At 47.7% G+C, this 21,278-nt stretch carries 21 protein-coding genes and 1 pseudogene; 12 read left to right on the top strand and 10 right to left on the bottom strand.

The genetic code is table 11. The features are described 5' to 3' along the window. Window positions 1-217: 217 nt before the first annotated feature. Both IEW26_RS12470 and IEW26_RS12465 read right to left on the bottom strand, forming a co-directional pair. Window positions 218-1,981, bottom strand: coding sequence for a sensor histidine kinase (locus IEW26_RS12470; protein WP_188592656.1), 1,764 nt, complete (start codon window positions 1,979-1,981; stop codon window positions 218-220). Then, window positions 1,978-2,748 carry a response regulator transcription factor gene (locus IEW26_RS12465; RefSeq protein ID WP_145403345.1) on the bottom strand — a complete coding sequence of 257 codons (771 nt, stop codon included), beginning with the start codon at window positions 2,746-2,748 and terminating at the stop codon, window positions 1,978-1,980. Before IEW26_RS12465 ends, IEW26_RS12470 begins: the two co-directional genes overlap by 4 nt. Before the next feature lie 222 nt (window positions 2,749-2,970). Between IEW26_RS12465 and IEW26_RS12460 the strand changes: the two genes are divergently transcribed. Continuing rightward, complete coding sequence (locus IEW26_RS12460) at window positions 2,971-4,023, top strand: M23 family metallopeptidase (protein ID WP_188592655.1); 1,053 nt, start codon at window positions 2,971-2,973, stop codon at window positions 4,021-4,023. Between the two features lie 395 nt (window positions 4,024-4,418). Beyond that, complete coding sequence (locus tag IEW26_RS12455; protein WP_188592654.1) at window positions 4,419-4,922, top strand: GNAT family N-acetyltransferase; 504 nt, start codon at window positions 4,419-4,421, stop codon at window positions 4,920-4,922. A 94-nt stretch (window positions 4,923-5,016) separates the two neighbouring features. Here the strand turns inward: IEW26_RS12455 and IEW26_RS12450 are convergent, their stop codons facing one another. Beyond that, on the bottom strand, window positions 5,017-5,508 hold the full coding sequence (locus IEW26_RS12450; protein WP_188592653.1) for a DinB family protein: 492 nt from the start codon (window positions 5,506-5,508) through the stop codon (window positions 5,017-5,019). A 294-nt stretch (window positions 5,509-5,802) separates the two neighbouring features. On the opposite strand from IEW26_RS12450, the gene IEW26_RS12445 reads away from it, so the two are divergent. From IEW26_RS12445 to IEW26_RS12400, 10 genes are all read left to right on the top strand, one after another. Continuing rightward, window positions 5,803-6,222 (top strand): hypothetical protein, encoded by a 420-nt coding sequence (locus IEW26_RS12445; RefSeq protein ID WP_188592652.1) that lies wholly within the window; start codon window positions 5,803-5,805, stop codon window positions 6,220-6,222. Then, window positions 6,219-7,508, top strand: coding sequence for an ammonium transporter (locus IEW26_RS12440; RefSeq protein WP_145403340.1), 1,290 nt, complete (start codon window positions 6,219-6,221; stop codon window positions 7,506-7,508). Before IEW26_RS12445 ends, IEW26_RS12440 begins: the two co-directional genes overlap by 4 nt. 146 nt (window positions 7,509-7,654) lie before the next feature. Beyond that, the gene (locus IEW26_RS12435) at window positions 7,655-8,614 is read left to right on the top strand and encodes a DUF1963 domain-containing protein (RefSeq protein WP_188592651.1); all 960 of its coding nucleotides are present in this window, start codon (window positions 7,655-7,657) and stop codon (window positions 8,612-8,614) included. A gap of 234 nt (window positions 8,615-8,848) precedes the next feature. Continuing rightward, entirely contained in the window at window positions 8,849-9,307 is a 459-nt protein-coding gene (locus IEW26_RS12430; protein ID WP_111268237.1) for a DinB family protein, read from the top strand. 134 nt (window positions 9,308-9,441) lie between these two features. Continuing rightward, window positions 9,442-10,398: an aminoglycoside phosphotransferase family protein gene (locus tag IEW26_RS12425; RefSeq protein WP_188592650.1), complete on the top strand. Its 957-nt coding sequence runs from the start codon at window positions 9,442-9,444 to the stop codon at window positions 10,396-10,398. A gap of 17 nt (window positions 10,399-10,415) precedes the next feature. Beyond that, on the top strand, window positions 10,416-11,162 hold the full coding sequence (locus tag IEW26_RS12420; RefSeq protein WP_145403337.1) for a response regulator transcription factor: 747 nt from the start codon (window positions 10,416-10,418) through the stop codon (window positions 11,160-11,162). Between the two features lie 66 nt (window positions 11,163-11,228). Then, entirely contained in the window at window positions 11,229-12,365 is a 1,137-nt protein-coding gene (locus IEW26_RS12415; RefSeq protein WP_188592649.1) for a sensor histidine kinase, read from the top strand. Window positions 12,366-12,485: 120 nt separating this feature from the next. Next, window positions 12,486-13,190 (top strand): HAMP domain-containing protein, encoded by a 705-nt coding sequence (locus IEW26_RS12410; protein ID WP_188592648.1) that lies wholly within the window; start codon window positions 12,486-12,488, stop codon window positions 13,188-13,190. After that, entirely contained in the window at window positions 13,184-15,061 is a 1,878-nt protein-coding gene (locus tag IEW26_RS12405; RefSeq protein WP_188592647.1) for a transglycosylase domain-containing protein, read from the top strand. Before IEW26_RS12410 ends, IEW26_RS12405 begins: the two co-directional genes overlap by 7 nt. A 151-nt stretch (window positions 15,062-15,212) precedes the next feature. Continuing rightward, the gene (locus IEW26_RS12400; protein WP_188592646.1) at window positions 15,213-15,761 is read left to right on the top strand and encodes a DUF2569 domain-containing protein; all 549 of its coding nucleotides are present in this window, start codon (window positions 15,213-15,215) and stop codon (window positions 15,759-15,761) included. An 80-nt stretch (window positions 15,762-15,841) separates the two neighbouring features. Here the strand turns inward: IEW26_RS12400 and IEW26_RS12395 are convergent, their stop codons facing one another. The 7 genes and pseudogenes from IEW26_RS12395 to IEW26_RS12365 form a co-directional block, all read right to left on the bottom strand. Then, window positions 15,842-16,300, bottom strand: coding sequence for a threonine/serine exporter family protein (locus IEW26_RS12395; protein ID WP_145403332.1), 459 nt, complete (start codon window positions 16,298-16,300; stop codon window positions 15,842-15,844). An 18-nt stretch (window positions 16,301-16,318) separates the two neighbouring features. Further along, on the bottom strand, window positions 16,319-17,146 hold the full coding sequence (locus IEW26_RS12390; protein WP_373288463.1) for a threonine/serine exporter family protein: 828 nt from the start codon (window positions 17,144-17,146) through the stop codon (window positions 16,319-16,321). Window positions 17,147-17,369: 223 nt separating this feature from the next. After that, the gene (locus IEW26_RS12385) at window positions 17,370-17,675 is read right to left on the bottom strand and encodes a hypothetical protein (RefSeq protein WP_184190620.1); all 306 of its coding nucleotides are present in this window, start codon (window positions 17,673-17,675) and stop codon (window positions 17,370-17,372) included. Between the two features lie 117 nt (window positions 17,676-17,792). Further along, entirely contained in the window at window positions 17,793-19,052 is a 1,260-nt protein-coding gene (locus IEW26_RS12380) for a DUF4179 domain-containing protein (protein ID WP_188592645.1), read from the bottom strand. Between the two features lie 74 nt (window positions 19,053-19,126). Next, entirely contained in the window at window positions 19,127-19,642 is a 516-nt protein-coding gene (locus IEW26_RS12375) for a sigma-70 family RNA polymerase sigma factor (RefSeq protein ID WP_188592644.1), read from the bottom strand. 451 nt (window positions 19,643-20,093) lie between these two features. Continuing rightward, window positions 20,094-20,561 (bottom strand): NUDIX domain-containing protein, encoded by a 468-nt coding sequence (locus IEW26_RS12370; protein WP_229729856.1) that lies wholly within the window; start codon window positions 20,559-20,561, stop codon window positions 20,094-20,096. 192 nt (window positions 20,562-20,753) lie between these two features. Continuing rightward, window positions 20,754-21,239 (bottom strand): annotated as a pseudogene (locus IEW26_RS12365) (GNAT family N-acetyltransferase); the annotation flags it as partial. Between the last annotated feature and the right edge of the window lie 39 nt (window positions 21,240-21,278).

The raw sequence follows: 21,278 nt of genomic DNA, 5'->3' as shown, positions 1-21,278 counted from the left end.
CCAATCCCTTCTCTCTCTGGGCAGCACGCAAACGAAATCATGTCTCTGGTCATTGCCAAATATGAATGGACCATGCGAAACGAATTCTTAAGGAAAAATTCAGATACGTTGATCCAGAAATGTTCAACATTCATATTACTATTTGGAACAGGTGTTACTTGAGTGTCGATTATATAGACTGAAAATGGAAAGGTCAAGTGGAATGTCCAAATACGGATTAACTACGTTCCTCTGTACTTTGCATCCAGATCAATCGAATTGTTGTTCCTTCGCCAGGTTTGGATAACACTTCAATTCGACCTTTCATCGCCTCGATTAAGCCTCTGGTAACCGCCATGCCAAGTCCTGATCCCACGTCACTTGTTCCTGTGTCCGTACCTCGATAATAACGTTCAAATAGCTTCCATACGGTCTCGGAACTCATACCTCGTCCATTATCGGCAAACTCGATTGTAAATTCATCGTCATGTTCACCGGCATACACACGGACAACCAGAATAGAGTCGGGCGGGTTATGAAGCAGAGCATTTGCCGTGAGATTATCTACGATTCGTTCAAAAGAAGGAATGTGCACCAGTCCATATACAGGCTCGTTTGCAGGTTGAAACAAAATACGTCCTTCACCGTAAGCAGGGTTGCGTTCCGCTCGCAGCACCAGATCACAAAGCAGCGTATTTACGTCAGTTCTCACGACCTCGGGTTGATATCCTCCACTTCGCAAGCGGTAGGTCATCGCCAGGTCATTTACAAGCCTGTCCATATACATCGATTTGTCTATCATGATGCCTGCGAATTCTCGAACCTCTTCGGTCGTCCAGGTGTATTTGTCTGTTTCGAGCATATGCGCGTATCCCTGAATGGAGGAAAGAGGCGTCTTGAGGTCGTGCGTAATGCCAGCAATCCATTCCTCTCGAAGGGAATCCGTTTGTTTCCGTAGATCCTCATCCTGCTTGAGTGTATGGGACAAAGCTTGCATGGAGTGGAGTACGTCACCATACACTTGATATTTACGCTTCCATTTTCCATTGCGGCGTTGGCTCCGCGGAATGCCTGATGCTCCAGTTGGTTCCTCATACTGCCCTTGCTCCAGACGTTGCAACCACTGAAGCATGTGCAACATCGGAGCGCCGAATCGATTAGCGTACCATAAAGCGAGTAGAATCAGTAACGCAACGATGGACAAGATCAAGACGACCAGCGCAGGTTCAAGGATAAAAGCGTATGGATTCTGTTTCTCAACGACAGTTGAATCAATCCTTACACTTACCATCCAGGTCGTTTCGTTCTGGTTATCGTACCATGTGGCGACCGATATACCTGAACGATTCGGGTAACGTACTTGGAGAATGAGATCCTGGATACTGTACTGGCTAGGCACGCCAACAGCCGGTTTGTTGTAAGAGTCGATTTCTTTTCCATAAGGGTCCAATATCTGGATGTAGGCATCTGCTTTTCGAATCGTTTCTTGCTCCGCTGGTTTCACAGTCAGTTTGCCGCTGGCGTACGAAAGCTTTGGACGGATTTCATCAAGTAAGGATTGTGCCACATTTTTCTCTCCGTACAACAATGTGAAATATTTCCCGTCCTTCTCCCGGATCAGCATGGATAGCTGGTATGGAAATACTTTATCACCTTGCGAGTAGGCAATCAATTCGCCAGGCTTGTAGTGATCGGGTACATCGGAAGGAACGTGGTAGTCATCAATGACATATCCCTTTTCATCCAGCACCTGTAGCCAGCCCTGATTTTTATCGACTTGCTTCAATAGTTCGGGATCATATCGTATGGTATTGTCTGGCATGATCTCGGCTGAATTAATGAGCTGATCCAATCCGTTAATTGCAAAGTCATCTACAATATTCACTTCATTCACTTTTTGCAAAACCCAAATGGTAGCAAGTGATCCTAGCAAAATAATCAGAATCACAGTACCCGTAAGCATACCGATGAATCGAGTCAATAGCTTGCGTCGAATACTCATGTCCGTGACATGCTGCCAGGCTGGATCAGTTTGTACCCCAGACCGCGCACATTAACAAGAAAAGCCGGATTGGAAGGGTCTGCTTCAATGCGTTCCCGAATGCGATGGATGTGCACCATAACCGTGTTGTCGTCGCTAATCGCTTCTGAGCCCCACACGCGTTCATACAGTTCAGACTTGGTGAAGATACGGTTCGGATGTTTGCAGAAAAAGAGCAGCAACTGGAACACCAGTGCCGGACAGGTTACAGTCTGTCCTTGAACGCGGAGCTCTCCAGCAAGTTCAAACACTTGGAATCGTCCAAAATCATAAACGCCTTGCGAAAGGTCGGTAGATGACGTATTTACGTGTGACGAAATGCTTTGTTGTTGCTGTTGAAACGCTGTCGCTTTGGAAGGCAGGTAACGATTCAGCAGCGATTTGATGCGTGCGACCACCTCAAGCGGATTAAATGGTTTGACGACATAATCATCACCGCCAACGGCGAAGCCTGTAAGCTTGTCATAGTCTGTTGTTTTGGCGGTCAGAAACAGAATAGGTGCATCCGTAATTTGCCGTAGAAAAGGACATATTTCCAGGCCGCTTCTGCCTGGAAGCATGATATCAAGCACGATGCAATGATACGTTTTATTGCTGCAGGCCTCGAGTGCAGCTTCGCCTGTAGTCACCGTGTCGATATCGAGAAACTGTTCTTTGAGCAGCACGGTTTTGAGCATATGCAGAATCGCTTGTTCATCATCAACAAGCAGCAGCGAGACGTGATCCATGGTGTTAAACTGCCCCCTTGTATTTCCTTTTCAGTATATTGTTCATATCATATCATTCTTGAGACAGCTTGGAATAGTTGTTGTCTTAACAGAACCTTAATTATGACGTTTAAAGTCTGGCGATAAATTTAACTAGATGTAAGTGAGGGTTAGACGAAGCATAAGACTCATGATGTAGATTTGACAGAAGAAAGAAAAGATAAACAGAAAGGGTGTTGAATGATGAATAAGAAATGGAAACTGCTGCTCCTGACGGTGACAGCATTTGCTGTACTCTCTGCTTGTACAAGTAACAAAATTACCTCCGACGAAGCAGAGCAGGCTGAAAAGCAAGCTACAGAACAGGTGACGGGTCAAAAGGAAAACGGTGACACCTCAAGCAATGAACAAAATGCGGGTTCGACAGATCAACAGGTAACACCGGACAATCTCATTGATACATTGACGAAGGGCTCTAAAGATGCAATTTATAATCAGTTTACTCCTGATATGAAGCAAGCTGTATCCTTGGAAGATTTCAAGGCGTCTGCCGACAGCTTTTTGAAAGGAGTGAAGTCGTGGAAGCAAGTGGTCGATGCTGAGATGAACGGGTTGACGGAATATGCGTGGACAGATGATACAGGAACCAAGGGCATCCGCGCTTATTTTACAGAAGATCATCAGATTGGCGGTTTGAGCATAACTCCACTGGAAGCACATCCCGATACAGACAACAAGCTGACCAAGACCGAGTTTCAGTTCCCGATGAAAGGAGAGATGTATGTCTTCTGGGGAGGTCATAGTGTTATGGAAAATTATCATTACGAGCATGAAACACAGCGCTATGCACTGGATATTGTTCAAACGAAAGACGGAGCGAGTTATCAGGGCGATGCCAAGGATAATGCCAACTATTATGCCTTTGGTCAGCCCCTCTATGCTGCTGCGGATGGTACGGTAGTGGAGATCAAAAATGATATCGAGGATAATGTGCCTGGTGTGATGAATCCGGAAGAACCGGCGGGGAACTATGTCGTGATTGACCATGGCAATAAGGAATATAGCATTACTGGACATATCAAAAAAGGCAGTGTAGCCGTGAAAAAAGGGGATAAAGTCAAGCAGGGTGATCACATCGGTGATTTAGGTAATTCGGGCAACTCCAGTGAAGCTCATTTGCACTTTCAGGTATCCGATGGTCCAGACCTGTTCACTTCGCGTTCGCTCAATATTCGCTGGGCTGATCAGAGCCAGGAGTTGACGCGGGGCAATGCCGTTCAGGGATTGCCGGAGTAATCTGGACAAGGGTTATCATTTTACAGATTCATTGGATGTTGGGATGTTGGGATGTCGGGATATTCTACATGCTGTACGCCAGCTTCCGTTTTCCATTATAATAGCCTTTATATTAAAGCTATGAACTGGGCGTATAATAATATTAGGACGATATAAGTTGAACTATTCATTTACACGTGAACGGAGAGGAAAGAAAAAACCTGAAAAAGCGGAGCTAAAAGCTTTCTGCAAGAAAGCTACATCGGAAGCATAAGCTTCGCCTTTATCACGGATTTTTCCCTTTATTGAATCGAAAAAATCTGGGGATAACCGCTACTCTCCAGGTTGTTCTGTCATCGGAGTGGACTGTGTAAAATCTTTTAGTTCAACTTATAAACGTTAATGGAGGAATCGGAATGGAACTGGAAAAGGTGCAGATTGAATACGCGCGTCTTGAAGACTTGCCAGGTATTGTAGCCATTTATAATTCTACGATCGAAAGCCGTATGGTAACGGCAGATCTGGAGCCGGTGACGGTAGAGCAGCGCCTGCCATGGTTCAATGAGCATTCGCCGGATCGTCGTCCATTGTGGGTAATGAAGCTGGATGGGCAGGTTATGGCATGGGCCAGTCTGAGTTCATTTTATGGGCGTCCTGCTTACAATGGCACGGTAGAAGTGAGTGTGTATGTGGATCAGCATTGCCGGGGGATCGGCGCAGGAGGCCGGTTGCTAAAGACGGTGTTTGACGCTTGTCCTGCACTGGGGGTAACGACGATTCTTGGTTTTGTGTTCGGGCACAATGAGCCGAGTCTGGGTCTATTACGCAAGCATGGCTTTGAACAGTGGGGATTCTATCCCGAGGTGGCTGTGCTGGACGGTGTGAATCGGGATTTGGTCATTCTGGGTAAAAAAATCTGACTGGAGCCGCGTGCCTGCGGCTTCAACGTAAATATAGGAAAACCTCCGTATCCACGATGACGTGGCTTGCGGAGGTTTTGTTCGTTTTATGGTATCACAAGCCAAGCTGCTGCTTGATCTCCAGAATCTGTCCCAGATGGCGCTCCTCATGATAGCTTGTAAAATCGACCCATTGCGCAAGATCCATCTCACCGAAAGCCGGGTGCGGGAACGACTTGCTACGTAGAAGGGCAACATCATGCTCCTGTGCAAGCTGCTCTAGTGCGCGATGAGACGCAGCCAGATCGTTGCGAATATCCGAAAGTGCCTCAGGGTCAGTTGGTGGCTGCACATGAGGAGGGGCTTCAACGGATCGGCTGCGGTCCAGAGACATTTCATAAGGTTTTTTCTCAATGGACACATTTTGTTCTTTTTCCAATGCAAGACGAGCTTGCTTGGTGATTACATTTTCCATAAGATTCAAGTGCCGCAGCACTTGTATAATGCTCCATTGTTCGGGTGAAGGCTTCTGATTCAATTGATCTTCATCTAATCCAGAGACAGCCTCCCAGATTTGATTGCGTATTTCGTCATTACGTTCAAACATCGTTAACATCCTCTCTATAGGTTTATTACAATAACATTGCGGTCTTTATATGTCCAATGAAACATATGTAGTCCTGTTTAATCAGCATAGAGCATAGAAGGGGTAAATGCGAACTACACCTATAGTTCCTCTTGTTAGATGAATTTTGGGAGAAAACAAAAAACATACCCTTGAATTGGGTATGCTGAATCGTATACATCGTCGTCTGTAAAACGAAAAAAAGATTGACGGGCACCCCCCGGCAAACTATAATCGGTAACAAGTAACTTGATATGTAAGGAGTCCTGACATGATATGTTAGTAATCGACGAGGTGTATCACCATACTGCATTGCAAATATCATCGTCCGATTTATTGTACCTTATCGAACGGTTGAAGGTCAAAAAAGAAAATGAGATTGACACACTCAAGCAGAAGATTGAACAGTTTGAACAGAAGCGGCGAGCCGAGGAAGTGGCGTACCAGTCCTTGTCGCCTGTACGCAAATGGTTTGCAGGGCGTCCGGCTTCTCACCACCAGGCGGTGGAATATATGGTGCAGGTGAAGGAACGTTTTCGCAAGATGGAGCAGATTCGCAGACGCATTCGTGAACTGGATCTGATTGTGGAACGCATTCAACTCGCTGAACAGCATCATCAGGAAGAGCTCGTGCTTACACCTGAGACGATTCGCGAGATCAGACAGCTTAGTGAAACGGAGGATGTGCAGGCATGACTTTGGAGACGTTAAGCTCCGGGATCGACACCGTCTGGGTTGTACTCAGTGCAGCGATGATCTTGTTAATGGAGGGCGGATTTGCCCTGCTGGAGGCCGGGTTTGTCCGATATAAAAACAGTGTGAACATCATTATGAAGGTGTTTGCCGATATTACAATCGGTACATTATTGTTTTACACCATCGGGTTTGGATTGATGTACGGTTCGGATGCAGGTGGTTTCGTAGGTGTAACAGGATTTTTCCTGAACGGAGATCTTTCCCATCTGGATGTGCCGGTATCGCTGGAAACGTTCTGGCTGTTCCAGGCCGCGTTTACGATAGCTGTTATATCGATTGTGTCCGGTGCGGTAGCGGAGCGGATCAATTTTCGAGCATATCTGCTCTATATCATCCTGATGACAGCGATTATCTATCCGATTGGCGGGCACTGGGCATGGGGCGGTGGCTGGCTCAGTCAGCTGGGCATGCAGGATTTTGCAGGATCAGCAGTCATCCATGCTCTGGGAGGCTTCTCTGCGCTGGCCGCTGCGATTATTATCGGGCCCCGCAAAGGCAAATACACACCGCTTGGTGTGAGTGCAATCGCACTTCCAAGCAATCTGCCGCTGGCATCGGTCGGTGCTTTCCTGCTGTGGTTCGGATGGTTCGGGTTTAATGCGGGAAGTACCTTGAGTGCCACAGATGTCAGAATCGGTCACATAGCCATCGTGACGATGCTGTCTGCAGCTGCGGGTGGTGCGGCTACGCTGCTGTACACGTTGTTCCGCTTTAATCGTTCGGATGCGCCATCTGTCATTAATGGTTCACTTGCGGGATTGGTAGGCATCACGGCTGGATGTGCTTTTGTAGGTGATCTGGCTGCGATATTCATCGGCGCCGTCTCCGGTCTGCTGATGATGGCTGCCACCAGCTGGCTGGATCGCATGCGGATTGATGATCCGGTCGGCGCCTTCCCTGTACATGCCGTCTCGGGAATGTGGGGAACAATCGCAGTAGGGCTGTTCGCGACGGATGGCGGGCTGTTCATGGGCGGCGGCTGGAAGCTGCTTGGTGTTCAGGTGCTGGGTCTGACTGCACTGGTGCTGTGGGGGTTTGCGATGACCTGGTTTGGACTCAAGCTGATTGGCAAGCTTGTTCCTGTCCGCTCCACAGAGGAAGAGGAGGAACTGGGTCTGGATATCAGTTATCACGGGGTGATGGCTGCCCACCAGTCGCATGAGTTTCTGGATGGTGAGGAGCATATACTTGCGTACCAGGAGAAATTCCCTGATTCAAATCGATAACATAAGTATATGAAGAGAGAGGGGCTGACGGAGTCGGCCTCTTTTTTACACAAGAAAGCAGGGAAAAAAGACAAGGCGGAAGAATATACAGGTGTGAGCGTGAATAAGTCTCAGCATAGGTGTAACGTCAAAAAGGGAGGATCTATATGATTAAGCCGGAACAATGTGAACGTCTGACTAGAAAAGCTCGTAAAACCCTCGAAGAAGAATACGGTCTCGGTGCTGTTGCCGATCTGGTGCTGGATGCTGGACGCTGGGGTATTCGTCTGGATGTATCCACAACGGATCAATATCGCAGAACAGGCAATTCGCGTGTAGGCGGGCACCCTGATCTGCCGGAGGATCTGGACTGGCCGCTTACAGAGAACGGGGTGCCGATGACTTTTCTGGCCCAGCTGAATATGGTGGATCTGACTCCATACACGCCGAATGACGGACGCGGAACGCTGCCGGAGCGGGGCATGCTGTACTTTTTCATTGGCGAGGTGCAAGCTGGCTACCCGATTGAACATCAGGTGATTTATGAACCTTCAACGCATCATTTAGTGAGACGCGAGCCTGAAAGGGACACTGCGCTGGGGGGGGAACCGACGGTAGCTCATTCCGTTACGGTATTGCCTAACCTTGAAGTTCCTACATATCCGTATATAGATGGGGCGGCATTAAATGAGCGGCAAGCCGTTCCAGCGATTGAATCCGGGGAAGAGGCTGCTGTTGAAGCTGCCGAGGGCGGTTTGTTTGACCGTTATCTGGAATTTGAATCGGATTGGAATCATCCAAGCCCGCTGAACTGGGGTGGTATGTTTGGTTACCCTGAGGGGCAGCATCCCGATGCAGAGCATCAGGCATTAAGTTATATCGAGCTCGGTGAGGCTTACAATGGCGATGAGCAGGATTGTATGAATAAGCTGACAGCGCACTACGGTGGCGATGAGGAACGGACTTGGGAAGAGCTGTCGGATACATTGCTGCTGTTAAAAATAGATACGCATGATGCCATCGGCTTTCACTGGCTGGATTGCGGTGAGCTTCAATTTTTCGTTCGAGGTGCTGACCTGGAGGCTGGTCAATTTGAACGTACATGCTGCTTGATTTATTCAAGCTGATTGGCCGCGTGGAAATGTTAAGTCTCAATCAGTTGTTATATTCCATATATTAGGTAAATAAATATTCAGAATATGTAACAAAATGTCCCAAGCGACCGTCTATATGAAGGAGCAGGGACTTTTTTTATGCATAAATGTTAGCTGGGAAAGGGGGAGGTTTATATATAAAATGGAGTTATTGCTTGAAATGAGATCATATGTTCTGTATAATGTAATTAAAAGGAAGTGGTGACGTTGATTCAGTCTGCATTTAAACATATCGATACGGCTGTTACATCTTTAATGGATATCTGTGATCAATTAAGTGAGGAAGATTTAGCTATAGCACCGATTGAAGGGAAACGAACGATAGGAGAGCTGCTTTCCCACCTGGCTTTAGTCTGTCGGGCAGACTTGTACATATCCGAAGGTGCGTCCGAGCAAGAAATGACTGATTTTTATAATGAAAATCGTGTGTGTACTCTGCAGCAGATCAAGCATGCGCTTATAGAGAACCGAAACTGTCTGTATCAACGGTATATGCAGTTTACGACAGAAGAATTGCTTCAGGTCACAACATCCTATTGGGGTGCTTCTTACACCCGTTTGGAGTGGCTGCTTGAGATGATGGGACATATGTATCATCACAGGGGACAGCTCTACACGATGTTGACACTCACCGGCAGAGAACCTCAGACGGCCATGTTTGTTTGAACGAATACATAACCAAATACATATAAGTTGCGTTGATTAGAATATAGGGTTTGAGAACAAGGCATATACAGCGTCGCTAATTCATCGTGGTGATTTCGAGTATACATCATACAATGATCAATGGAGGGCTGCAAATGTCGGAATTCAGGCACGACCATCATCTTTCTTCAAGTGTTAATTTGATAGCGTTTGTGAAAGACATACCTGAGCTTCAGAACGCGGTACAGGTTGAGCGTATCTCAAAAGGATACTCCCTGGATCACAAGTTTAAAGTGGTTACTCCCCATCTGGGGAAGGTGCTGCTTCGGGTTTTTCCTCACAGTGAACTGCAATCCAAGCCAACAGAGCTTCACCTATTGGAACGGTTAAGACAGATGGGAGTTTTGTGCTCTGCACCTCTTGGCATCGGGAAGCTGGATGAGAACAACGGGTATATGATCCTGAGTTATCTGGAGGGCGAGGATGCCTCCGAGGCGCTGCCTCTCCTGAATGAGAAGCAGCAGTGGTCCATCGGCATGCAGGCAGGATCGGAGCTGAGAAGAATTCACAGGCTTCCTGTGGAGAAGCAGGCCGAGTCCTGGTACAGCCGCAAAAGCGAGAAACATCGGCGTTACGTGCACAAATACAGAGAGTGTTCTGTTGTTATGAAGCAGGATCAAGCTATTCTGAACTTTATTGAGGACCATCTGGATTGCATGAAAGGACGTCCCGATTATTTTCAGCACGATGATTTTCATCCCGCCAATCTCGTCATAAACCAGGGAGAATTGGCCGGAGTGATTGATTTTAATCGTGCAGATCAGGGAGACCCTGTACATGAATTTCTGAAACTGGGTTTATTTGCGACGGAGACCAGTGTTCCCTATTCGATCGGACAGGTACAGGGGTATTTCGATGGGAATGAACCGAATGAACAATTCTGGAGAATGTATTCACTGTATATGGCCATGGCTCTGGTATCTTCCATAGTGTGGATTCAGCACGTAAAGCCGGAAGAGACGGATGATATGATGATGAAAATTGACCGTGTACGTGAAGATCACGATGATTTTCGCAATCTGATCCCAAGGTGGTATACTGTGAACAGATAAGATGGACTGAACGTTGCATGAAGCCTTACAGCACTTGTGAGATAGAAAGGAACTATGCCGTGGCACAACCAGCATCCATACTGCTTGTTGATGATGAGCAGGATATTATTAAACTGATGGAAATTTATTTCGGCAATGAAGGATACCGGATTCTGAAAGCAAATGATGGAATGCAGGCGCTGAAGCTGCTTGAGACCGAAGTGATTGATCTGATCATTCTGGATGTCATGATGCCGAATATGGACGGGATTGAAGCCTGTATGAAGATTCGGGAGCAGCAGAAGATGCCGATTATTATGCTGTCTGCCAAGAGTACGGATATCGATAAAATCACAGGTCTGAGCATTGGAGCTGATGATTACGTAACCAAGCCGTTCAATCCGCTTGAACTCGTAGCGCGGGCCAAATCGCAGCTTCGCAGGTATCACACATTTAATGATGGCAGAGAGAGCAGGGAGTACGAATGGGTCATTGATGATCTGGTGATCAACACGGATACACATGAAGTATGGGTAGATGAGAAAGCGGTTCATCTGACACCCCGTGAATTCGCTGTGCTGGAACTGCTGGCCCGTCATCAAGGCTCTGTACTGAGCATGGAGCAGATTTATCGGCAGGTCTGGAAGGAAGAGTTTATGGAGTCCAACAATACCGTTATGGTCCATATTCGTAAACTCCGCGAGAAGATTGAGCCAGACAGCAAACATCCCAAATTTATTCAGACCGTGTGGGGTGTCGGATACAAAATGATTAAACCACAGTAATTGGATTGATGAATGCAGTTTGAATAATACAAGCAGTATGAAAGATACAAGCAGGGAGTTTCTTTAATGAATTCGAAACTGATCAACACGGTACGATGGAAGTTTATATATGCATTCATGCTGAGCGGTGTGTTAACGGCAGCAATCCTGTACGGAGCATCCAGGCTGGGCGAGTCGATTCTGGAAACGCAGCGTTATCCGAATTATACGATCCCGGGGCAAGCCGTTCGATGGTTGGTAAATCATATTGGCTCCGTTCCGCTGATGATTGCTGTTGGAATCATCAGTTTTGTGCTGTTTTTCTTCCTGTTTACCCGTAAAGTCATGGTTGTGCTGGATGAGATCACGGCTGGAATTCAGGAGGTAGCCAAAGGTGAACTTTCACATCGCATCGAGGTGAAAACATCCGATGAATTCGGCGTGGTTGCCGTGAGTATTAATCAGATGGCGGAGCAGCTGCAGCGATCCTTGCAGGAAGAACGAAGTGCAGTAGCTGCCAAGAATGATCTGATTACGGGCATATCACATGACCTGAGAACACCGCTGACTTCGATCCTTGGCTTTCTGGAATATATCGAGCAGGATCGATATCAGGACGAATTGGAAATGCGTTATTACGTCAGTATCGCCTATGAGAAATCATTGACCTTACGCAAGCTCATTGATGATTTGTTTGAGTATACGCGGGTCAGTGGAGGGATTCTGCCCTTATCCATGAAACCGCTGAATCTGAATTCCTTCCTCATGCAGCTTGCTGAAGAATTTGCTCCCATGCTGGAGGAGGCAGGTATGACTTATACAATGCTTGGAGCCGAGCAGCCCTTATGGATTGAGGCGGCTCCGGGGGAACTGGTGCGAGCCTATGAGAACCTGTTCAGCAATGCCATTCGTTACGGAGCACAGGGCAAGGTGATGGAAATTGGACTTTCGCTTGAAGATGGAGAGGCCGTTGTACGTATCAGCAATTACGGAGAACCCATTCCGGCGCAGGACTTGCCACATCTGTTCGAACGTTTCTACCGCGTGGATAAATCACGTTCTCGTGATACTGGAGGTACAGGGCTGGGCTTAGCCATTGCTAAATCAATGATCGAACTGCACCAGGGGAGCATTGGAGCAACCAGTGAACATGGTCGAACCGATTTTGTGACCCGCTTTCCGGCTATTACGCCACCAGCATCGCATGCTGGAGAAGCTGAATAGGTTTTATGTATTCGTTTGGATAAAAATTAAGGATTCGATAAGAAGTTAACAAAGCCTTCTTAAGAAGTATTCGGTATGCTACCTGTATTACTTGCTGGAGCATGAGGGAGGATACCGAATATGGGTACAAGAGTAAACACAGTTCGAATGAAATACATATATATCTGCGGAGCAAGTGCGGTTCTGAGCACAGTGCTTCTTTTTGTTATGTACCAGCTGATGAATTTGGTGTATCGTTTCATGTTCCATGATGTGCCGTGGATTACTCAACTGGTGCATTGGTGCATTAATGTTATCGGAAAGAAGCCGATACTTTTGGTGGCAGGTGGAGGGTTGTTTGCGTTGTTTTTCTGGATTCGCTCACAGAAAATCGCTGATGATGTGGGACAGCTTGTCCGGGGAACGCAGCAGCTTGCAAATGGACGGATTCCTGAGCCAATCCGAGTGTTGAGCAGCGGTGAACTGCGGCAGTTAAGTGATCAGATCAATGCGATTGCCGTCCTGATGGCAAAGGAAGCCGGGCATCATCAGGTTTCCCGTGTGAGAGCCAAAGAAGCCGAAGCTGTCACATATGTCCAGACTCAGGTGGAAAGTAAACGTACTCCCCTGCCTGTTGAGCTTACACTGTACGGCATTCAATCAGCATTGGAGGAGCTGATGAATGGGCCGAGCGGAAAGGATCAAGAAGTGCTGCATTGGGCAAAAATGGCGTATGAACAAACAAACCTGCTCCGGCATGCGCTTGAAATCCCCGACTGGAGCATTCGCAACAAGCAGCAGGAACAAAACTTCACACAAGCTCAAGCTGAGGAAGCAAAATGTTAAGTGTGAAAGTCAAACGCCGGGTATACCGAACGTATGATGTTGGCGTTATTGCAGCCGTTCTGCTGGTGATATTATATGTTTACCTTCACACATACGGTAACATGATAGTCCGCAGTTCTTCGAATGTAGCGCAGGGAGTATCCTCAACCATCATTCTGGACGAAAATGGACGGGAAATAACCCGATCGAAGGTATCAGGTCGAGGCTATGCAGAGTATGCAAGTCTGCAGGACATGCCAGAGATGCTGGTTGAGGCTTTTTTAGCTACGGAAGACCGGCGCTTTTATCGTCATTCTGGTTTGGATGTCATTGGTGTGGGCAGAGCAGTGGTACAAAATATGATACATATGGATTGGAATCAGGGTGGAAGCTCTATAACACAACAGCTGGCCAGAAATATGTACCTGAACGGAAACAAAACGATGATCCGCAAAATAAACGAGTTATCTCTCGCCATCGAGCTGGAAAAGAAATTTTCCAAGAATGACATTCTTGAAATGTATCTGAATCAGATTTATATGGGCCAGCAGCAGTACGGAGTCAAGGCAGCAGCTTTGCGTTATTTTGGTGTGAAGGATCTGAAGCAGCTCGAGCTATGGCAGATCGCCACGCTGGCGGGCATGCCTAAAGGCCCTTCCATATACAATCCGGTGGATAACGAAAAGCTGTCCAAAGAGCGCCGGCGTGTAGTGCTTTCTTTAATGCATCAACAGGGGATCATTACCAAAAGCCAGATGCAGGAGGCTGCAGCTGTGGAATACAAACCTCCACGCTTAGCGTTGCTGAACCTGTCGTCCACTCCAGCAGCGGATGGGCATGAACCTGCGTACGTATCAGCCGTGGATGCAATAATTCAGGAGGCTGCCCTTCTTACAGGCAAGAGTGAAGCCGAGATTAGCTCCGCAGGCTGGGTTGTACGAACGGGATTAAACCCAGGCGCACAGCGGGCCATGGAAGAAACCTTTGCCGAAACCATCTGGTTTCCGGATGATCGAGAAGATCAGCAGGTACAGGCCAGCATGGTGCTGCTGGATCAGCATAATGGTGAAGTAAAGGCTATGATGGGTGGCCGAAATCCCATGAAGGGGGATATCAATCGTGCGCTGATTGATGCGAGACAGCCTGGCTCGGTGTTTAAACCTGTTATTGCCTATGGTCCTGCATTGGAATCACGGAAATTCACACCTGAGAGCATGCTGCCTGACCGGTCGATCAGATATGGCAGTTATCAACCACGCAATGTGGGAGGCAGATATCGAGGAACAGTGTCGTTGTCGGAAGCGCTGCAGCAGTCTATTAATTCGCCGGCCGTATGGCTGCTTAATCAAATTGGACTGAGAGAAGCCAAAGGGTTTGCCCAGCGACTAGGGATTGAATTACAGGCCGAGGATATGAATCTGTCTATTGCCCTCGGTGGATTGCATCAGGGAATTTCGCCGATGAAGCTGGCGCAGGCTTATGCTGTTTTTGCCAATGAAGGCAGGCTGAACAAGGCACATCTTATTCGAGAGATCAGAGATGCACACGGGCGGACGATCTATACTCATCGCTCTGATCACAGGCAGGTGATATCCAGGCGCACGGCTCAGGAGATGACCCATATGCTGCAGCAAGTGGTTAGTCGGGGTACAGGAAAACGTGCGCAGCTGCCTCAGGAGCAGGTAGCGGGCAAAACGGGTACAACTCAGGCGGCCTTTCCGAATGCCCCAAAAGGGGCGAACCGGGATATTTGGTTTGCCGGGTATACGCGAGAGTGGACTGGTGTTGTATGGATGGGATTTGATTATACGGATGCGCAGCATTATTTGAAGTCAGGAAGCGGCAGCGCAGCGGCCATGTTCGCGGCGGTGATGAAACGGGCTAAGAGATGATGAAGTAATTAAGGGGAATGAGTGAAGTTGATGAAGAGATGAAGGGGAAAGTGGTGCAGGAAACCTGATTGGTGGATAAATCCTTTTTATAGCGTTTCATACAGATGTTGAGATATAATAGGGCTCCTAGATCGTTTATAAGGAGGCTGACATGAACCGTCCAAATGCTAGATTAGATGAAGAAGAACGTGATGTTTACTCGTATAAAAGTGGAGCACATACAAAACGTTCGGATATTTCCGGCCTGGGTGGCTGGTTGATTTTAATCCAGATTAGTCTGTGGGCTTCGCTGGCATTTCTACTATCGGACCTGTCAAGTGTCACAGTAATTATGGACCCTGCAAGGTGGGAAGGCAGTCGAGGGGTTGATCCGCAAATATATACAGAAGTAATCCGACCAATCTTGTGGTTTGGCTTCATCATCAGCATCATTCTGTCTGTACTGGTCATCATTAATCTTGTTTTGTTCTATCGGAGGAAACGACTGTTTCCTCGTATGATGATCATACAGTACATTGTGAATGCGATCATCAGTGTAGTTACCTGGATTCTGATAGCTCAACAGGAGATGGGAAGAGAAGTGCATGTGCTGGATGCACAGCCTGCCTTTCATGTGATTGTTCGATCCCTGCTTGCGTGCTGTATCTTTATTCCCTATTTTCTCAGATCTGTGCGAGTAAAGAATACGTTTATCCAATAACTGAATTTATGATGCAGGTTTGAAAATTAAAGAAACCCACTGGAACAAGCCGAAGCTTGCAGACAGTGGGTTGTTTGCATTCATTTGGATGCAGATTTGACGCGGCCTGAACGAGACAGGCTGCGAATCATCTGATTCAGCACCTCGGATAATACCAGTCCTACGGCAATAGCGCCGGATAACATCAGCGCTTTGGCAGCCATCTCCATCGCGGCACTGTAATCGTTCTGAACAAAGCTGCGCATGGCGTTGTATGCAAGTCCACCGGGCACAAGAGGAATGATGCCGGCCACGCTGAAAATGATGACGGGGGCACGAAACATGCGAGAGAACAGCTGACTGATGACACCTACGGCGACTGTTGCTGCCAGAGTAGCAGGAACAGCATCCGCTGCATATTCAAGCACAATATAAATGATCCAGCCAATCATCCCAACGAATCCGCCGTGAAGCAACATACGTCTGGGCGCATTGAAGATAATGCCAAACGCTGCCGATGCAATGAAACTTGTCAACGCTTGCTCGATAAAATGGAGCATTTCCTGCATACCTCCGTCTTACATCAAAAGTGAAAACACAACGGCAATGCCCGTGCCGATAGCAAACGCCGTCAGAAAAGCTTCAGCGCCCTTGGACAAGCCTGACACCAGATGTCCGGCCATCAAGTCCCGTACCGCATTCGTAATCAGCAGTCCGGGTACGAGCGGCATCACGGAACCGATTATAATTTTGTCCCGCTCAAAGCCTGCTCCAACATAAACGAGCAAAAAGGCAAGCATGCCGATGACAAAGGACGCCGTTAGCTCTGCAAAAAATTTAACACGCACCCAGCGGTGAAAGAGAATAACGGCAGCATAACCTGTGCCTCCGCAGATGAGCGCTGGTAGAAAATCACCCCAGCCTCCGCCGAACATGATCGTGAAGCAGGCACTGGATAAGGCAGCAGCGGCCAGCTGAACTGCATACGAGTAGCCTGAAGGTTTCCGTTCGATCTCCAGCAGCAGCTCGTGTGCTTCCTGAACCGTAAGCAAGCCTTGTCCGATCCGTCGTGAGACGGCATTGACTTCAGACACTTTATCCAGATCGGTCGTACGCTCGGATATGCGAATCAGCTTCGCTGGCTCGGTGGCATCCACCGAGAAAAAGATGCCTGTAGGCACAACATAGCTGTGTGAATGGGGCAGGCCCAGCGCTGCGGCCATACGCTTCATCGTATCTTCGACACGATAGGTTTCGCCGCCGCTCTGCAGCATGATTTTGCCAGCAAGCAGACAGATGGCAATCACGCGGGAGTGCTCCACTGGTTCAGCAGCATGCTGACTTTGGTTACTGATCTCCGGTTCGGAGTGAACGGGAGGATCGGGTTCATGATGTATGTATTTCAACCGGATCAAGCTCCGTTTCATATAAAATAAGGCATCGACATCATTGTACCACATTTCACACGCTCGTAAGCAATCGCAGGACACATTGTGCATCAAGCTGCCCGAAGGGGCCTGTGCGGCGCAATAAGGGTGCAGCCAGGGACAATGGAGAATGAATAGCTTCAAGTAAACCCCAAAAAGCTTCGTCCTCTTCCTCGTAAGGGTGAAGGCGAAGCTTTCTGTATTACATGAGCAGTGTAATCACGAGCAATTCATACAGCACCAGCGGCAGAATAGTTGGACCAAACAGAGCACGCGGTTCAGGATAACCGTGCATCGGTGTCACCTGCAGATACAGAATTCCGCGATCTGCATTAATGATGACACCTTCCCAGACCTGACCGTCGATGTTCTGAACTTGTACTTTCTTGCCGACATGCTGACGAACGGTATGATGCAGCATATTCCGTACACTTTGCACCGATTGCAGCATCGGTTGATTAGCCTGATATACAACGCGGGCGGATGTTGTGGTTGGTGATTCAGACATGATGCACAACCCTTCCTTGAAATAAAAATCTTTCTTGCTACAAGGTATGCATCTGCCTAGAAAAGGTGATTACACAAATACCATCCTGAGTGATCCGCTGCCCTTTTCGTAACTGACCTATTTATTTACTGGTATGTCCAAAGAGAAAGGGGCACGATTTTGAACGGGATAAGAGGAAATTTCCATGTTCAGTTTTCCTTTTGCTGCTGACCCATGATCAATGGTAACCCACGCTTCGGCTGTTAGGTGTTCGACAGAAGGGCTCCAGCCGGCTTCTTTCACATCAAATTCTTTTCCTGTACTATCTTTAATATTGGTGAAGGTGAGTCCCGAGATTGCATTTTCAGCATTTTCAACGGAAAAATGCAGGATGGCATCGTTATCTTTAATTTTATATTCAAGAAGAGTCACTCCTTGCGGACCACCTTGAATAGTCTTAGAAGCTGGATCGATACCAATGATCAGTTTATTTTTATCTAATGCTGAAAGTCCGGATCCTTGCAGGGTAAGCTTCTTCGGAATCGAGAAATACATACTTTCAAAGAATACAGAAGTCCCAACGCCGCCAATGGAAGAACCATCCGTTCTCCAGGCTCGGCCTTGTTCATCCACTAATCGCAGATCACTGATGTCAAAGATTTTTTTTGTATTGTCAGGATCATATTTGATATCAAGAACAAGCCTTGTTGGATACAGGATGGCCTGTTCGATAGTAATGCGCTGTCCGTCCAAAGTAATCGTTTGATTTACGGGAACGGTTTTTTTCATGTTTTTGGTCAGGTTACGATTTACGGGGAAAGTAACCTTCCATGTATTAGTTGTTTTGGCCATACGATCTTTAAAAGCAATGGTCAGATGATCAGGTGGAAGAGATTCATTAAACGTTACATCAATGATATCTTCATAAGTATATTTCTCAGAATCTGAATCCGAATGCGGTGAGGCGTAGCTAAATGCAACCGGAAGCTGTTTTCCGTTCTCATCGAGCAGGTCGATGTCGAAGCCTGATTTTTCCACATCCTTAATGCCTTTTATCTTGTAAAAAATAACCATGCGTGACTCGTCCGTAATAATACCTTCCACGGTGACAGAACCCCCATCATGCTCATCGGTGATCCCGACCTTCTGCAACAGGGACTGATCAATCGCCATCATAAGTCCTTTGTCCTGACGGATCAGGCTGACGACACTTTCCATGCCAGGCAGCTGCTCTACAAAGGAGGCAAAGGCAGGAGATACCCGGATACAGCCGGTAAACAGTAACACAAGTGCGGCCGCGGAGATCGAACTGGTCAGCCAGCGCAGTCTGGTTTTTCGTTTACGGGAGGCTTGACGGATTCCAGCTTGTACCGCTTGGGATGCAGCCGTCTCTGGCACACTTATCGCATCATATTCATTCTTGCGTGCCTGAAGTCGTGATTCCAGATTTTCAAATGCATTATGTTTATCGGTCATAAGGAATGTTCTCCTTTCGGTTCAAGTTGATCGCGGAGCTTTCCCAGCGCACGGTGAAGTCGTGATTTGACAGTTCCAGCGGGAATGTCGAGGATGTCCGCGACTTCAGTGAGTGAGAAACCTTCAAAATAGCTTAAAATAATAATCTGTTTGTAATCCGGCTCCAGTGCAGATACAGCGGCGGCCAGATCGGGGTCCTCGGGACGGTCCCAACGGCCCGTTTCCTGAACTGCGGATACGGGATGGAAACGATGCTTATGTTTCCGTTCGTCAGCACAATAGTTGAGAAGTATACGGATCAGCCACGTACCGAAGTAAGCGGGCTCTTTCAGTTTTTTTAGATTACGGTATGCGCGGTAGGTGGATTCCTGTATCGCTTCCAGTGCATCTCCTTCGTTATGCAGATAAGCGTAGGCGATTCGGTACAGGCGGCTCTGATGCATTTCCATTAAGGCTGCAAAAGCCTCAGCATCCCCTTTTTGTGCGGTGAAGGTAAGTTCGGCAGGGGTCACATGGGGCCTCCTTTCAGGATGTTGTTTCGTATTAGACAGGGAAAGCAACCGAACGGTTCTCGTTTTTTAAAAATTCATTCACTGACTATATAAGTTGAACTTAAGTATTTGCACAATCCACTCCGATGACAGAATAACCTTCCAATCGCTGTTATCCCCAGATTTTTTTGATTCCCCTTTCTAAGGGAGAAAATCCGGTGATAAAGGCGAACGCTTCGCTTTTCCAGGTTTTTTCTGTCCTCTCCGTTAATGTGCAAAAGAATAGTTTAACTCATATAGATTCAAGTTCATCCAATGATACAGTAAAAAACCGTCGTGCTCCAAAGGGCACTGCTGCTCCAATGAGAGTCCTGACGGTTATGAGTGTTGCCTTATTGAAGGTTAGGAGTGTTGCCTTATTGAAGGTTAGGAGTGTTGCCTTAATGAAGGGGGGCGAAATCTCTTTACAGCTTTACTGCGCATCATGGTTATACGGCTTGCCCGTATATCGCTTTTTCGCTGCCTCCAATGCTGGGATGGCAAAACTGGCGAGCGGGGCAGGTAGCTCATGGAGCGGGAACCAGCCGATCTCGCCAACTGCACCACCTTCCTCCATATTGCGTGCTTCCCCGCCGATAACTCTGGTGGAATAGAGCATGGAAATCCAGTGCTCCTGCTGTTCGGGACGAATCGTTTCGGCAGTACAAAGCAGATCGTTGATAACGATATCCAGATTCACCTCTTCTTTGATCTCACGAATGACAGCTGTCTCAAGCGTTTCATATGCATCTACTTTTCCGCCGGGAATACTCCAGGTGTGCTGCTCGGGTGCGCGATTACGCCATGCAAGCAGCACCTCGCCGCGTTCATTCAGGATTACTGCACCTACACCGATTCGGGGAGAGGCATCTGGAGTATTAGTGGCACCACCCGATTGGATCGAACTTGCAGAACCAGGGGAGGAAGGGGAGTCCGTTCGAGCATCAGAAAACAAGTCTACATGCTCACCATGTTCATCGTGCTCACGGACTTCCACCGTTACCCCGGCCGAGGGCCGAAAAGAAATCGGGTATCCGGTCTGAGCGGACCAATCTGCTGCCAGAATGCTCATCGAGATCAGATCATACTGTGTACCGTCTCGCAGCACGGCTGCCCGATGCCTTCCTTCCTCGCGGAAACCGGCCTTCAAGTACGCTTTTCTTGCCGCTTCGTTGTATTCAATGACATCTAAAGCAATCCGGTTCAGATTCAATTCATGGAAGGCGTAGCGTAAAATGAGCGCAAGTGCATCACTGCCATATCCCTTGCCGCGATCACGCGCTTCACCGATTCCGATCGCGAGCTGGGCGGAGCGGTTGTTCCATTCAATCCGATAGATCGCAACAAAGCCAAGGAAACGGTTATCTTCAATGGTTCGCAGTGCGAATTCGAAATCCTGACCATTCCGGACCGAAGAGCTGCCTGTTTCATCGGATGTTTGCGGAGTAACAATATCGGTATCCATATTGCGCATATATTCATACTGTTCCGTGAAGTGTGCAATCTGCACACGGTCCTCGGGGCACGGCGCAGTAAGTCTGACCTTGGAGCCTTGAAAAGCATTGTAATGACGAGCCATGTAGCACCTCTTTTACGTAATATAACGTCTTGCTTTTAC

Origin of the sequence: Paenibacillus silvae (assembly GCF_014639235.1) — a bacterium.
Taxonomy (GTDB): domain Bacteria; phylum Bacillota; class Bacilli; order Paenibacillales; family Paenibacillaceae; genus Paenibacillus; species Paenibacillus silvae.
The sequence above is the reverse complement of the archived record's forward strand: the minus strand, read 5'-3'. Positions and strand labels throughout refer to the sequence as shown.